The 14,863-nt window shown below is 68.9% G+C and carries 14 protein-coding genes; 9 read left to right on the forward strand and 5 right to left on the reverse strand.

All coding sequences use genetic code 11. The features are described 5' to 3' along the window. The first annotated feature begins 40 nt into the window (after positions 1–40). On the forward strand, positions 41–1,270 hold the full coding sequence (locus BFE01S_RS12735) for a 5-(carboxyamino)imidazole ribonucleotide synthase (protein WP_028225834.1): 1,230 nt from the start codon (positions 41–43) through the stop codon (positions 1,268–1,270). Positions 1,271–1,282: 12 nt separating this feature from the next. Continuing rightward, positions 1,283–2,326 (forward strand): L-threonylcarbamoyladenylate synthase, encoded by a 1,044-nt coding sequence (locus BFE01S_RS12740; RefSeq protein ID WP_028225835.1) that lies wholly within the window; start codon positions 1,283–1,285, stop codon positions 2,324–2,326. Between the two features lie 120 nt (positions 2,327–2,446). Here the strand turns inward: BFE01S_RS12740 and BFE01S_RS12745 are convergent, their stop codons facing one another. The 3 genes from BFE01S_RS12745 to dacB all read right to left on the reverse strand — a co-directional run bounded on the left by BFE01S_RS12745 (position 2,447) and on the right by dacB (position 6,758). Beyond that, positions 2,447–3,826: an SGNH/GDSL hydrolase family protein gene (locus BFE01S_RS12745; protein ID WP_028225836.1), complete on the reverse strand. Its 1,380-nt coding sequence runs from the start codon at positions 3,824–3,826 to the stop codon at positions 2,447–2,449. A gap of 102 nt (positions 3,827–3,928) precedes the next feature. Then, positions 3,929–4,858, reverse strand: coding sequence for a sterol desaturase family protein (locus BFE01S_RS12750; protein WP_028225837.1), 930 nt, complete (start codon positions 4,856–4,858; stop codon positions 3,929–3,931). A gap of 283 nt (positions 4,859–5,141) precedes the next feature. Then, a complete protein-coding gene (gene dacB / locus BFE01S_RS12755) occupies positions 5,142–6,758 on the reverse strand; it encodes a D-alanyl-D-alanine carboxypeptidase/D-alanyl-D-alanine endopeptidase (RefSeq protein WP_042337633.1) in 1,617 nt (538 codons plus the stop codon). A 361-nt stretch (positions 6,759–7,119) separates the two neighbouring features. Here dacB and BFE01S_RS12760 point away from each other — a divergent pair, with 361 nt between their 5' ends. The 6 genes from BFE01S_RS12760 (at position 7,120) to BFE01S_RS12785 (ending at position 12,861) form a co-directional block, all read left to right on the forward strand. Next, positions 7,120–7,782 carry a response regulator gene (locus BFE01S_RS12760; RefSeq protein ID WP_028225839.1) on the forward strand — a complete coding sequence of 221 codons (663 nt, stop codon included), beginning with the start codon at positions 7,120–7,122 and terminating at the stop codon, positions 7,780–7,782. A gap of 34 nt (positions 7,783–7,816) precedes the next feature. Further along, entirely contained in the window at positions 7,817–9,118 is a 1,302-nt protein-coding gene (locus BFE01S_RS12765) for an ATP-binding protein (protein WP_028225840.1), read from the forward strand. Positions 9,119–9,271: 153 nt separating this feature from the next. Next, positions 9,272–10,759: a DegQ family serine endoprotease gene (locus BFE01S_RS12770; RefSeq protein ID WP_028225841.1), complete on the forward strand. Its 1,488-nt coding sequence runs from the start codon at positions 9,272–9,274 to the stop codon at positions 10,757–10,759. A gap of 261 nt (positions 10,760–11,020) precedes the next feature. Beyond that, entirely contained in the window at positions 11,021–11,509 is a 489-nt protein-coding gene (locus BFE01S_RS12775; protein WP_028225842.1) for a carboxypeptidase-like regulatory domain-containing protein, read from the forward strand. 200 nt (positions 11,510–11,709) lie between these two features. Further along, on the forward strand, positions 11,710–12,084 hold the full coding sequence (locus BFE01S_RS12780; protein WP_028225843.1) for a DUF427 domain-containing protein: 375 nt from the start codon (positions 11,710–11,712) through the stop codon (positions 12,082–12,084). Positions 12,085–12,117: 33 nt separating this feature from the next. Further along, positions 12,118–12,861 (forward strand): CoxG family protein, encoded by a 744-nt coding sequence (locus tag BFE01S_RS12785; protein ID WP_028225844.1) that lies wholly within the window; start codon positions 12,118–12,120, stop codon positions 12,859–12,861. Between the two features lie 69 nt (positions 12,862–12,930). Here BFE01S_RS12785 and BFE01S_RS12790 read toward each other — a convergent pair whose 3' ends face one another. Together BFE01S_RS12790 and BFE01S_RS44235 are read right to left on the reverse strand one after the other, a co-directional pair. After that, a complete protein-coding gene (locus BFE01S_RS12790) occupies positions 12,931–13,974 on the reverse strand; it encodes a helix-turn-helix domain-containing protein (protein WP_156966995.1) in 1,044 nt (347 codons plus the stop codon). A 111-nt stretch (positions 13,975–14,085) separates the two neighbouring features. After that, complete coding sequence (locus tag BFE01S_RS44235) at positions 14,086–14,226, reverse strand: hypothetical protein (protein ID WP_156966996.1); 141 nt, start codon at positions 14,224–14,226, stop codon at positions 14,086–14,088. Here BFE01S_RS44235 and BFE01S_RS12795 point away from each other — a divergent pair. Next, complete coding sequence (locus BFE01S_RS12795; RefSeq protein WP_028225846.1) at positions 14,225–14,863, forward strand: cysteine hydrolase family protein; 639 nt, start codon at positions 14,225–14,227, stop codon at positions 14,861–14,863. The two genes, BFE01S_RS44235 and BFE01S_RS12795, sit on opposite strands and share 2 nt — an antisense overlap.

The following is a 14,863-nucleotide window of genomic DNA, read 5'->3' on the forward strand; positions in this document are numbered from 1 at the left end:
CCTGGGCGCGCGCTGTCCCGGCGGCCCGGCGGAGGCTCAAATGAACCCTGACAACACTCCGGTTTCCCCGATCCTGCCCGGCGCCTGGCTGGGCATGGTGGGCGGCGGCCAGCTCGGCCGCATGTTCTGCTTCGCGGCCCAGGCGATGGGCTATCGCGTTGCCGTGCTCGACCCCGATCCCGCGAGCCCCGCGGGCACCGTCGCGGACCGCCATCTGCGCGCAGCCTACGACGACGAAGCCGCGCTGACCGAACTCTCGCGCCTGTGCGCGGCCGTCTCCACCGAATTCGAGAACGTGCCGGCCGCGAGCCTCGACGCCCTCGCGAAATCGACCTTCGTGAGCCCGGCCGGGCGCTGCGTGGCCGTGGCGCAGGACCGCATCGCCGAAAAGCGCTTTATCGCCTCGGCCGGCGTGCCGGTCGCGCCGCACGTGGTGATCGAGTCGTCCCAGGCGCTTGCCGGCATCGACGATGCCGCGCTCGCCGCCGTGCTGCCCGGCATCCTCAAGACGGCGCGCCTCGGCTACGACGGCAAGGGCCAGGTGCGGGTGGGCAACGCCGAAGAAGTGCGCGAAGCGCATGCCGCGCTCGGCGGCGTGCCGTGCGTGCTGGAAAAGCGCCTGCCGCTGAAGTTCGAGGTGAGCGCGCTGATCGCGCGCGGCGCCAATGGCGCGAGCGCAGTGTATCCGCTTGCGCAGAACACGCACCGCCACGGCGTGCTGTCGCACACCATCGTGCCCGCACCCGACGCGAGCCCGACGCTCGTGCAGCAGGCCCAGCAGGCGGCGCTGCAGATCGCGGCGAAGCTCGGCTACGTGGGCGTGCTGTGCGTCGAATTCTTCATCCTCGAAGACGGCTCGCTCGTCGCCAACGAAATGGCGCCGCGCCCGCACAACTCGGGCCACTACACGACCGACGCGTGCGCGACGAGCCAGTTCGAGCAGCAGGTGCGCGCGATGACGGCCATGCCGCTGGGCGACCCGCGCCAGCACTCGCCGGCCGTGATGCTCAACATTCTCGGCGACGTGTGGTTCCCGGCGGGCGCAGGCGAGGCGAAGGCCCCGCAGGGACCGCGTTCGGTGGCGGCGCCGGTCACGCCGCCGTGGGACCAGGTGGCCGCGATGCCGGCCGCGCGCCTGCATCTGTACGGCAAGGAAGAGGCGCGTCCGGGCCGCAAGATGGGTCACGTGAACTTCACGGCGCCGACGCTCGACGAAGCCCGCACGGCGGCGCGCGATTGCGCGCGCCTCCTGCATATCGTCACGGGCTGAAAGCGCAACGTCATGACCGATCAGCCGCAACATAGCGCTGCTTCGCTGCCCGTGAGCGATGCCGGGATCGATGCCGCCGCCGCGCTGCTCGACGCGGGCGAGCTTGTCGCCTTTCCGACCGAGACCGTCTACGGCCTCGGCGGCGACGCCGCGAATCCCGACGCCGTCGCGCGCATCTATGCGGCGAAGGGGCGGCCGGCCAACCATCCGGTGATCGTGCATCTGCCGCCGGACGGCGACCCCGAATACTGGGCCGCCGAGTGGCCCGAGGCGGCGCAGAAGCTGGTCGCGGCATTCTGGCCCGGCCCGCTCACGCTGATCGTGAAGCGTCATCCGCGCATACCCGACGCCGTGAGCGGCGGCCAGGATTCGGTGGGCCTGCGCTGTCCGTCGCACCCGGTGGCGCAGAAGCTGCTCGCGGCTTTCTCGAAGCGACGGGGCGGCCATGGCGGGGTGGCGGCGCCTTCGGCGAACCGCTTCGGCCATGTGAGCCCCACCACGGCGCAGCACGTGCGCGACGAGTTCGGTGCAGCGGTGCACGTGCTCGACGGCGGCGCGTGCGACGTCGGCATCGAATCGACCATCCTCGACCTCTCGCGCGGCTTTCCGGCGCTGCTGCGCCCGGGCCATATCACGCCGCACGACATCGCGCAGGTGCTGGGCGAGGCGCCGCGCCTGCCCGACGGATCGGATGCCACGGCGCCGCGCGCCTCCGGCACGCTGAAGGCGCACTACGCGCCGCGCACGCCGCTCGCGCTGCTGCCGTTCGACGCACTGGAGCCGATGCTTGCCGCGGCGGCCGCGCAAGGCGAGGCGGTGGCGCTGGTGGCGCGCGCTTCGCGGGCGGGGGCATGGGCGGGCGCGCCCGGCGTGCATTTCGTTGCCGCGCCGGAAGATCCGCAAGCCTACGCGCGCGAACTTTATGGCTTGCTGCGCGCGCTCGATCGCGCGAATGTCGCGCGCATCCTCATCGAAAAGCTGCCCGGGACGATCGAATGGATCGCCGTGAACGACCGGCTGGGACGGGCGGCGGCGGCGTTCGAGGCGCAGGAGTAGGGCGTTCGGGGCCTGGTACTCCTCAACGCGCATTCAACCGGCCGGAATAAAAAACACCCCACGCACTCGAAGCGCGTGGGGTGTTTCCTTTTGCACCGGCGCAACCCGGTGCGCGAGCGCTTACTGCGGTGCCTTGCCGATACCGGCGGCCGCCAGTTGCGTTTCCACGTACGCAGCGAATTGCGCGTGCAGTTCGGTGGTCGGGTGCACGAGATCCGCGAACATGTAGGTCGTCGGCGCATTGGCTGCCGTCAGCGTCTGCGGCGAGCAGAACAGCGAGCTCGCGAAGTTGCTGCCGTACACGGCCGCCGCGGCCTGGAGCTCCGCCGCAGGCGTCGAGGCCGGCAGGCCGAGCGTCGCTTGCGGGTTGGCCAGCGCGAAGTTGGTCGCGTCGGTCTGCATCTGCGTGAGGTTGCAGGCCGTGCTCGTGTTCGTCACCGTGAAGCCGAGGCTCGCGGCGTTCTGGAGCGTCGAGTCGAGCCACGAGAACGTATCGACCGGGATGACCTTCCTGGCCGCGATCGACGGCGCCAGGCCCTTGAGCAGCGTGAGGTTGTAGGCCGCCGTGATGAGCGAGAGCGCCTGGTCGGGCGCGCTTGCCGAACCCGGCGTGGCCTTGGCTGCCGCGTCGGCTGCGAGTGCCGCCGGCGTCTTGCCGATATCGGGCACCGTGACGACCGCGACCTTCGGCGTGCCGGCGATCTGCGTGTTGACGATGGTGGCCAGTTCGCCCGCTGCGTTGAGGATCGGCATCACCGAAGCGAAGTCGGTGGAGGCGGTCGGATCGATCTGGATGTACTGGAGCAGGAGGGCGGCCGGCACGAGGGCCTGGGCCTGCGCGGCCGTGAAGCCCTGCGCTTCGAGGCTGGCGATCGCGCTCGCCTGGGCGCTCGTGTTGGCGAGGAGCGCCTGGAACGCCGGCGCCGCGAGCGCCGCGCCGAACGACGCCAGACCCGCGCCGTTCGAATCGAGCAGGCCGAGAATTTCGTTCGCGCCGCCTTCGACCAGCACGAGCTGGTTCGCGCTGAAGCTCGTGTGCTGCGCGAGGTACTGGGTCACCTGCCACGTGACCGGCTGCTCGCTCGCGGCCGGGATCACGGCGCTGGTGTTGCTCACGCCGCCCGTGTACACCATCGCGCCGCCCTGCGCGTAGTCGAAGCCGCCCGTTGCCGAGAGCGGCAGGCCAAAGCCGCCTTCGAAGGCCGGCGAGAGCGTGTTGCCGAAGTACTCGGACACCTTCTGCGTCCAGACTTCGCCCGGGTTGGTCGTGAAGCGGCCGCCGCCGAAGCCCGGCCCGATCTGCGGCGAATACGTGCCCGCGTCGGAGAGGCTCGTGCCGAAGGCCACCACTTGCATGTTGACGCCAGACGGCGGAGTGCTCGAACTGTTGCTGCCACCACTGCCGCCGCCGCAGGCGGCCAGCAGCGCGAAGGTCGCGCTCGCGATGGCGATCTGCGTCGTGCGCAGCAGCGTACGGTGTCCCGGTGCTCGATGCTTCATGTTCACTTCATCTCCTCTGTTGTGGCCTGTGACGCCATGTAATGCCGGTCCGCCCTGACTTGCGGTTCCCCTTGGGGCAAGGCCGACAGACTACCGAATCTTTCAGGTTTCGCGCGATCCCTGCTCGCCCCTGGTGTTGTTTTGAGGCACGCCGCCGCCGGCCGCGGCCAGCGCCGCCTGTTGCGCATGAAAGCGTGCGGCCCACTCGGGCGGCGCGAAAACCGCTGCGAAACGCTCGCGCCAGCCGCGCACCCGCACGACGTCGCGTGCCATCGACATCCATTCGTGGAAAGTCGCCTTCAGCGGGTTATAGCTGTTGAGCGGCTCGACGATGCCGTACACGGGCGGATCGCCCGCTTCCTCCTCGACGTAGCTGCCGAACAGCCGGTCCCAGATCGCCAGCACGCCGGCGTAGTTGCGGTCGATATAGCGGTCGTTGCGCGCGTGATGAACGCGATGCATCGACGGCGTATTGAACACGTATTCGAGCCAGCCGAGCTTGCCGATGGCCTGCGTATGCACGAAGAACTGGAACGCGAGATTGACGAGCACGATGCCCACGATCTGCGTGGGCGTGAAGCCGATCACGGCGAGCGGAATCCAGAACACCCACATGCCGGCGACGGGGTACATGAGGCTCTGGCGGAATGCCGTGGACAGATTGAGCCGCCCCGACGAGTGATGAACCACATGCGCGGCCCAGAGCCAGCGTACGCGGTGGCTCGCGCGGTGAAAGAAGTAATAGAGGAAGTCCTGAGCGACGAACAGCACGAGCCACGCGATCCAGCCCGGCTGCCACGAGATGAGGCGGAAGTGGCGGTAGACGTAGGCATAGACCGGAATGGCGACGAGCCAGGCGAGCTTGTCGGCGCCCTGGTGCATGAGTGCGAGCGCGGCGTTGCAGAGCGTATCGGGCCAGCTGTAGAGCGCGCCGCCGGGGCGCGTGCGGGCGAGGTGCCAGGCTTCCCAGCCGATGCAGCCGAGAAACACGGGGGCGAGCGCGAGCAGCAGCCATTGCGCATCGAACTGCATGAGCCTCGTCCTCCTCTTCGTCCCGGTAGCGGCGCTGCATTGCAGCGCGGCGTTGTTGTCCTTTCGTTGTCCTGTCGTGCCGGCATGGGCCGCAGGCGGTCCGGGGCGTGTGCGCCGCCGGACAATGCCCGTCAGGGTACACGTCTAACGCGCGCGTCTCACGTGGCTTTGCTAGAGGAAAACTTCGGTCCGCCGCCCGCGGGACGGGCGGCGCAGGGGAGGGGAGCCCGCCGTCTGCGCGGCACGGGCCCGGTGTGTGCGCAGTAGGCGCTTTAGTGTGCGCTCAGTGGGCGATATGGCGTTGCGGGTTTTTACGGAGATGCTTCGCGGCCCGCTTGGGATGCGCTTCCACATACACGGGCGCTTCCTCGGGCATGCCCTTGTAGACCCATTCGAGCAGCGCGTCGTGGGCCTCGCGCGCGGCTTCCGCGTGCGAGTCGTTGATGATGCTCACGACGATCCACGTCTCGCCGCTTTGCGCGGCGACGTAGCCCGCAATCGCGCGCACGTCGCGCAGCGTGCCGGTCTTGATATGCGCGTTGCCGCCCACCGGGGCGTTAGTCAGGCGGTTGCGCATCGTGCCGTCCACGCCGGCCACCGGCAGCGAATCGATGAAGGGCTGCGCCACGGGGCTCGCGTTCGCGGCCTGCAGCAGGCTCGCGAGCGAAAGCGCGCTGATGTGTTCTTCGCGCGAGAGGCCGCAGCCGTTGTCGAGCACGAGTTCGGGCATGTTCAGGCCGCTTCTGCGCAGGAACGTGGTGACGGCGGTGGCCGCCTTCGTCGTGGTGGCGGGCGGCTTGCCCTCCACGGCGCCGAGCGTCAGGAACAGGTTGCGCGCCATCACGTTGTTGCTGAACTTGTTGATGTCGTGCACCACGTCGGCGAGCGGCGGGCTTTCGTGTACCGCGAGAAGGCGCGCGTGCGGCGGCACGACGCCGTCCTGCACGGTGCCGCCGAAGGTGCCGCCCGCCTGCTGCCACAGCGCGAGGAAGCCATCGGCGAAGAAGGTGCTGTGATCGACGGGCGCGGCCATGTTGAGCGTGCGCTCGCCGCAGCCGAGCGCGTAGCTGCCGTCGAAGCTCGCCGTGACGAGCCCGTTCTGACCGGGGGCGATCTGCGGCGAGGGCAGGAGGCCGCGGCAGGCGCCGCCGCGCTCGCGGATATGGTTATCGATCTGCCATTGCGCGACGGGCGGCACGACGTCGATCGACACGCCTTCGCGCGAGGGCTGGAACGTGAACGACACGGACTTGAACGCGTACATCAGCGGATCGGGGCCGACGTTGTAGGGCGCGCTTTCGTCGCCGTCGAACGAGGGCAGGTCTCGCGTGGAGGCGTCGAACTCGCTCTTGTCGAGCACGAGCGTGCCTTCGATGCGCGCGATGCCCGCCGCGCGGATCTTCTGCACGAGGTCGATCAGCTCTTCCGGCACGAGCTTCGGGTCGCCCGTGCCCTTGATGTAGAGGTTGCCGTGCAGCGTGCCGGCGGCATCGACTTCGCCGTTGGTATAGGCGCTGGTTTTCCAGCGATAGTCGGGGCCGAGCATCGAGAGGCCGCTCCACGTGGTGACGAGCTTCATCGTGGAGGCGGGCATCATCGGCTGACCCGCGTTGACGGCGACGCTCGGCTGGCGGTCGCCCACTTTTTCGATCACCACGCTCACTGCCGAAAGCGGCACGTGGGCGTGCTCGAGACCGGCCATCACCGAGGGCGGCAGCGAGGTGCTCACGTTCACCGTGGGCAGGCGCGCGCCCGCGGGCTGCGCGTAGGCGGCGGGCATGGCGGCGAAACTCGCCGCGAGGGTGGCGCAGGCAAAGCGGATCGCGAGCGGCGCGCCCGGCGCGCGGCGGCGAGGCAGGGAGCGAAGCAGGGAGCGAAGACGGGACAGCGCGGAAGGCATCGAGGCGGACAACAAGGCGGCGGGCATGGGGAGCGTCGGACGAAAACGGGCAGTGCAAGGAGCGCGCGCAGGCGCGAAATTGGGGCAGGGCGCACGGCGCGGCGCGATACGCATTTTGTAAGCCTCATGCGCGTCGCGGCGCCGTTCGCCGCAAAAGCGCTCATTGTAAAGACCTCGCGTGGCGCGCGCGCAAACTAGGCAACAAAAGGCAGTGGATGTCCCGCCCGGCGAGGGAGCCGGCCACGGCATCGCTCGCCGAATCGTCGATGCGATCGGCGGCGGGGGCGGGTTGAGGCGCTAGAATGCTCCCATTTGCCGGAACCCGAGCGAGAGCGGCTTGCCGCCTCGCCAATTGAATACGATGCGAATACTGCTAGTCGAAGATGACCGCATGATCGCCGAGGGCGTGCGCAAGGCGCTGCGCGGCGAAGGCTTTGCGGTGGACTGGGTCGAGGACGGCGAGTCGGCCCTTTCGGCCGTGAGCGGCGAATCTTACGATCTCATGCTGCTCGACCTGGGCTTGCCCAGGCGCGACGGGCTCGACGTGCTGCGCACGTTGCGCACGCGCGGCGTTTCGGTGCCGGTGCTGATCCTCACGGCGCGCGACGCGATTGCCGACCGCGTGAAAGGGCTCGACGCCGGCGCCGACGACTACCTCATCAAGCCCTTCGATCTCGACGAACTCGGCGCCCGCATGCGCGCGCTGATCCGCCGCCAGTCGGGCCGCAGCGACTCGACGATCCGCCACGGATCGATCACGCTCGACCCGGCCTCGCACCAGGTGACCCAGGCCGGCGTGCCGATCGCGCTTTCCGCGCGCGAATTCGCGCTGCTCGAAGCGCTGCTCGCGCGGCCGGGCGCAGTGCTCTCGAAGAGCCAGCTCGAAGAGAAAATGTACGGCTGGGGCGAAGAGATCGGCAGCAACACCGTGGAGGTCTACATCCATGCCCTGCGCAAGAAGCTCGGCGCCGACCTGATCCGCAACGTGCGCGGCCTTGGCTACATGATCGCGAAAGAAGCATGACGCGCGTTGCTCTGCAAGGGAGACCCCCGCGCCGATGAGTTCCATTCGACGACAACTGCTGTTCTGGCTGCTCGCGATCGTGGTGGCGGGCGTGGGGCTCGCGGGCTGGCTGATCTACCGCCAGGCGCTGGCCGAAGCCAACGAGCTGTTCGACTACCAGTTGCAGGAGATCGCCGAGGCCCTGCCCTCCGAACCGTTCAACGAAATCCTCAGTTCGCGCGACACGGGCGACGAGGGCATCGTCCTGCAGATCTGGAATCGCAACGGTGTCCTGATGTATTACTCGCATCCGCGCGCCCCGCTCGCGCCGCGTGCCGAACTCGGTTTTTCGACCGAGCGCACCGACCGCGGCGACTGGCGCGTGTACGGCGCGATCGTGGGCGACAACGTCGTGCAGCTCGCGCAACCGGTTTCGGTACGCAACCGGCTTGCCGCGAATGTCGCGTTGCGCACGCTATGGCCGCTCATCGTGCTGCTGCCTTTTCTGGGGCTGGCGGTATGGCTCGTCGTGGGCCGCGGGCTCGCGCCGCTCTCGCGCGTGGCGCGCGCGCTCGATACGCGCCACCCCGAAGCGCTCGACCCGTTGCCCGAGCAACGACTGCCGCGCGAAGTGACGCCGCTCGTGCATGCGCTCAACGCGCTGCTCGAGCGTCTCGCGCACGCGCTCGACACGCAAAAGGCCTTTGTCGCCGATGCGGCGCACGAATTGCGCACGCCGCTCGCGGCCGTGCAGATCCAGGCGCAACTGGTTGCGCGCGCAAAGGACGACGAGGCGCGCCGCGAAGCGCTCACCGATCTGCAGGCGGGCGTCACGCGTGCGACGCGCCTGGCCGAACAGTTGCTCGCGCTGGCGCGCTCCGAACCCGATGGGCATGCGCGGGTGCGCAGCGTCGATCTGCATGCGCTGCTCGACGATTGCGTCGCGGCGTATGCGCCCGTCGCGCAGCAGCGCGGCGTGGATCTCGGCATCGAGGGCAGCGCGCCGGCGACCGTGCACGGCGACCCCGATGCGTTGCGCGTGATGCTGAACAATCTGCTGGACAACGCAACGAAATACACGCCGCCGGGCGGCCGCGTCGATGTGAGCCTGCGCGTGGACGAAGGGCATCCCGTGGTGGGCATTGCGGACAGCGGGCCGGGCATTCCGGTGCAGGAGCGCTCCCGCGTATTCGACCGCTTCTATCGCGTGGGCGCGGGCGCCGCGCGGGCGCGCACCGACGTTTCGGGCACCGGCCTCGGGCTCGCGATCGTGCGCCGGATTGCCGACCAGCACGACGCCAGCATCGTGCTCGGCGATTCGGCCGCGGGCGGCCTGCAGGTCGATGTGCGTTTCTGAGCGCATCGGCCGGTTTTTTTGAACGCCTTGACCGCTCCTCGCGAAAGCCCGGGAACTTTCTCGGGCGGGGCGCGACGTGCTTAAGACTCTTTTAAGCGACACCCCGTAGTCTTCATATCGTCGTGACCAGTACCCCGCTTGAAGGAGTCCGCAATGAACGCAAAAGTCTTTACTCGCAGTGCCGTGGCGATCGCCGTTGCCGTCGCGTTGTCGGCGGGCTACGTGGCGGGGCGCCGGGACGTGCCCGCACCGCAGGTCATCACCCCGGCCCAGGCCGCGATGATGCCGGCGGAAGCCGCCGCCAAAACCGGTATTCCCGATTTCTCGGGCCTCGTCGAAACCTACGGCCCCGCTGTCGTCAACATCAGCGCGAAGCACGTGGTCAAGCAGACGGCCATGCGCAGCGGCCCGCAGCAGTTGCCCATCGACCCGAGCGACCCGTTTTACCAGTTCTTCAAGCACTTCTACGGCGGCATGCCCGGCGGCGGCGACGACGGCGGCCAGTCCGACTCGCCCAGCACGAGCCTCGGCTCCGGCTTCATCATCAGCCCGGACGGCTATATTCTGACGAATGCGCACGTCGTGGACGGCGCAAACGTCGTGACCGTGAAGCTCACCGACAAGCGCGAATACAAGGCGAAGGTCGTGGGCGCGGACAAGCAGTCCGACGTGGCCGTGCTGAAGATCGACGCGAAGGATCTGCCGACCGTGAAGATCGGCGACCCGCACCAGAGCAAGGTGGGCCAGTGGGTGGTCGCGATCGGCTCGCCCTACGGCTTCGACAACACCGTGACCTCGGGCATCATCAGCGCGAAGTCGCGCTCGCTGCCGGACGAGAACTACACGCCGTTCATCCAGACCGACGTGCCGGTGAACCCCGGCAACTCGGGCGGCCCGCTCTTTAACCTGCAGGGCGAAGTGATCGGCATCAACTCGATGATCTACTCGCAGACGGGCGGCTTCCAGGGCCTTTCGTTCGCGATTCCGATCGACGAAGCGATGAAGGTCAAGGACGAACTCGTGAAGACGGGCCACGTGAGCCGCGGCCGTCTTGGCGTGGCGGTCCAGTCGATGAACCAGACGCTCGCCGACTCGTTCGGCATGGACAAGCCGCACGGCGCGCTGGTGAGTTCGGTCGACGTGGGCGGCCCGGCGGCGAAGGCGGGCCTGAAGCCCGGCGACGTGATCCTCGCGGTGAACGGCCAGCAGGTGGGCGATTCGTCCGATCTGCCTTCGATGATCGCGGGCCTGAAGCCCGGCACCAAGGCTGACATCCAGCTCTGGCGCGACAAGACCACCAAGACGGTAAGCGCAACCATCGGCTCGTTCTCCGACACCAAGGTAGCCTCGAACGACGGGCAGAACGCGCAGATGCAGGGGCGCCTCGGGGTGGCGGTGCGCCCGCTCACGCCGGACGAGAAGAGCAACGCCTCGCTCGATCACGGCCTGATGGTCGAGCAGGCGGGCGGCGCGGCGGAAAACGCCGGCATCCAGCCCGGCGACGTGATTCTCGCCGTGAACGGCCGCCCGGTGTCGAGCGCCGACCAGCTCAAGCAGATGGTCGCGCAGGCCGGCAACAGCATCGCGCTGCTGATCCAGCGCGACAACGCGCAGATCTTCGTGCCGGTCGATCTGGGCTGATCGCAGCGTCCGGGGCGATCCGGCCCGAACGCCGGATCGCCGCCTGCTTTCCGACAAGCGTTTCCGATATCCGCTTTCCACTGCCGCCGTGGGCCTCGCGCCCCGGCGGCAGTGTCGTTTGCGGGGTTCGCCGGGCGCCCCGGCACGCCTGCATTTGACACAGAGATCGTCTATATGTATTCATACGCCGAGTCTCTCGAACGATGCGGGCACGCCGCTTGCGCCGCCTGTCTTCCGAGCAATCTGTCAGGAGCGAACACAATGAAAACAGCCTTCTCCAAGCGTCCCATCGCTTCGGCCCTGCTGGCGGCGGCGCTCGCCGTCGGCCTCGCGGGCACTGCTGCGGCGCAGCAAAACAATGGCACGGTCGGCGGCTCGACGAGCGACAACACGAGCGCCGGCAATGCCAACGGCACCGGCATGCCGCAGATCCAGCAGCAGGGCGACGTCTCGTTCGTCTCGGGCGGCGTGGGCCAGGACGAATCGCGGGCGTTGCAGCACGCCGAGCGCCAATGGCCGCTCGCGCTGCGCTTCACGGGCCCCGGCGGCGAGTTTCTGGCCGACGTGCGCGTGAAGATCGCCGACGCGCACGGCTCGGACGTGCTCGACACCACCTCGCGCGGTCCCTACATGCTCGTGAAGGTGCCGCCGGGCCGCTATACGGTTCACGTGAGCCACGCCGGGGTGGCGAAGACGGCGGCGGTGACGGTGGGCGCGAACGGCAGCGCCCGGGCGTCGTTCAACTGGTAAACGCTTGGGCAATCGGGCGCAGTTTCGCCGATAATGAAGGCACGGGCCGGGCGTTAATCGGATGACAGCCGGGCCGCCACCGCACGCAGCGCTGGGTTGCCGTGCGAGGAGCGTTGGCCCGGCGGGCAGAGACCGGCCGGCCACGCGGGGCGCCACGGCGGCGCCGCCGCGAATCCGTCAGGGAGCCGGACATGGCGAACATGTCGAACAGGTCGGACGATAACGAAGCCGGTCATCGCATCGGCCTCGCCGTAAACCGTCACCGCGTGCGCGTGATCCACGGCGGCATTACCATCGCCGACACGCTGGCGGCCGTGACGCTCTCCGAAACCGGCTATCCCGACGTTGCCTATTTTCCGCGCGCCGATGTCAACATGGCGCGGCTCGAACGCTCCTCTCGCATTTCGCACTGCCCGTACAAGGGCGATGCGGCGTACTTCCATTTGCGCACCGAGGAAGGCTGCGTCGAAGACGTCGCGTGGAGTTACGAGGCGCCGCTCGAGATCGTAAGCGGCATCAAGGATTATCTGGCGTTTTACGCATCGCGCGTGGACCGCATCGATCAGACATCCTGACCAGTCACGAGCGTGCATTCGGGGGGAGCCGCCATGGAACTGAACGACGCATTACGTATTCCGCTTGCACCGTCCGCCGTCTGGGAGGCGCTGCAGGACAGCGCGCTCGTGCGCGCCAGCATGGAGCACTGCGAATCGTTCCGGCGCCTCGCGCCTGGCGAGTACGCGCTGACGCTCACCGTGCCGCTCGGCCCGTTGCGCGCCCGTTACGAAGTGCGTGCTCACATCGCCAACGATACGACGCAGCTTCCGTTTTTGCCGCGCCGCGTGCTGAGCTTTCGTGCGCGCGCCGACGGCATCGGCTCGCTGCGCGGCCAGATCGACGTCGCGCTGCGCGCCGACGACCATCCGGGCGGTCCGGCCGGTATCCGCAAGGGCACGAGCACGCGCATCGACTATTCGGTCTGGGCCACGCTCACGGGGCCGCTTGCCGAACTGCCTTCGCGCCAGCTCGAAAACGCGCTGCACGAAGTCGCCGACGACTTTTTCACCGAATTCTGCGCCGTGATCGAAGCGAAGCACGGCAAGGGGCCGAACCGCGTCGCGGGCAAGGAGCCGCGCCGCACGCACGTGTTCCTGCGGCCGATCAGCCTGTCGGGCGTTGCGCGGCGCGCGCATCTGCTGCCGCAGCATCATGGCGGCACGCTCTCCGGCCGGGCCACGAGCACGCTGCGGCATGAACCGGCGCCGCATGCCATGCCCAACTGGGCCTGGGCCGCGCTCATCTTCTTCGTCGCGCTGCTGCTCTACGCCGCGCGGTTCTTCACCGGCGGCTGACGGGCGCCGCTCTCTCTCCTTGGCGTTTCCCTCTGGGCGCGCGAAGCATCGCGCGCCTCGCCGCCTCGCTCACAGCCCGCGGAACTCGCGCCGCCACGACGACGGCGATGTCCTGAACGCCTCCAGAAAGTGCGCACGCAACGACGCCGGCGAGCCGAAGCCCGCGCGCTGGGCAATCGCATCGATCGGCTGATCCGTCGTTTCCAGCAGTTGCTGCGCCCGGGCGAGCCGCTCGCCGAGCAGCCATGCCGTGACCGTCGATCCGGTCGTCAGCCGGAACTGGCGCGTGAAGGTGCGCCGGCTCATCAGCGCGCGGCTTGCGAGCGAATCCAGCGTGTGCGGCGCGTCGAGGTGGGCGCGGATCCAGTCGAGCAGGCCCGAGAGCCGGTCGCCGCGGCCGCGCGGCGCGACCGGCTGCTGGACGTACTGTGCCTGATTGCCCTGGCGGTGCGGCGGCACCACAAGGCGCCGAGCGACGTAATTCGCCGCCGGCGTGCCGCACAGCCGCCGCAGCAGATGCAGGCAGCAGTCGAGTCCCGCGGCGGTGCCGGCGGAGGTCAGCAGATCGCCGTCATCGACGTAGAGCACGTCCGGGTCGAAGCGCACCTGCGGGAACTGGCGCGCGAAGGCGTCGGCCGCGGCCCAGTGCGTGGTGGCGGGGCGGCCGTCCAGCAGGCCCGCGTGGGCCAGCACGAAGGCGCCGAGACACAGGCCGACGAGAATCGCGCCGCGTGCGTGGGCTTCGCGCAGCGCCTGGATGAGCGCGGCGGGCGGCGGCTCTTCGGCGTCGCGCCAGCTCGGGACGACCACCACTTCGGCGTCGCGCAGCGCCTCGAGCCCATACGCGGCGCCGACCGTGAAGCCCGCGGTGGTGGTGAGCGGCCCCGGCTCGGCCGCGCACACGAGAAGTTCGAAGGGCGGCACGCCGCCCTCGCTGCGGTCCTCGCCGAACACGATGCAGGGCACCGAAAGATGAAACGGGATCATGCGGTCGAAGGCGACCACGGCGACGCGGCGCGGGGCAGCCGGCGCCGATATGGCGGGTGCCTCGGGCGCTGCAGGTGCTGTTGCCGGCTGGGCGCCAGGAGGGGAAGCAGGGGCAGGGGACGTCATCGCAAACCTCGTGATCTCGGGCGGCCACAGGGGCGGCTGCCGGGGCGACTACCGGGGCAGCCACAGGGGCGGCACGCATCGCACAGGCCATCGTACGGGAATGGCCCAATTCTAGCGAAAGTTGTCATCCGGGCCACTGTCGATGGCGGCCGCGGCGCGCAACAATGCCTTCCATCGCAGCCGCGCTTCTTTTTCCCGCGGCGTGGCGATCCCCTCAACACAACGTTCATGGTCCAGGAGATACACCGTCATGGCAACGAATCCGCGCCGCGCACTTATCGTGATCGACGTGCAGAACGAGTACGTCACCGGCGATCTGCCGATCGAATATCCGCCCGTCGAGATTTCGCTCGCCCACATCGGCCGGGCCATCGACGCCGCCCGCGCCGCCGGCGTGCCGGTGGTGGTCGTGCAGAACTTCGCGCCCGCCGGTGCGCCGATCTTCGCGCGCGGCACCGTGGGCGCCGAACTGCATGCCGTGGTGGCATCGCGCGCGCATGACCACTACGTCGAGAAGTCGCTGCCCAGTGCGTTCGCGGGCACGGACCTCGCCGCATGGCTTGCCGGACGCGGCATCGACACCATCGCGGTGGCCGGCTACATGACCCACAACTGCGACGCCTCGACGGTGTTCGAAGCGACCCACGCCGGGCTCAAGGTGGAGTTCCTGAAGGATGCGACGGGCTCGGTGCCCTACGAGAACGACGCCGGCTTTGCCAGCGCGGAGGAGATTCACCGCGTGTTCAGCGTGGTGATGCAGTCGCGCTTCGCCGCGGTGGTGAGCACGGACGCCTGGATTGCCGCGGTGCAGGCCGCGGCGCCGCTTGCGGGCGACAACATCTACGCGTCCAACCAGCGGGCGCGCGCAAAGGCGAACGCGCTGGCCTGA

Source organism: Paraburkholderia ferrariae NBRC 106233, from assembly GCF_000685035.1.
GTDB lineage: Bacteria > Pseudomonadota > Gammaproteobacteria > Burkholderiales > Burkholderiaceae > Paraburkholderia > Paraburkholderia ferrariae.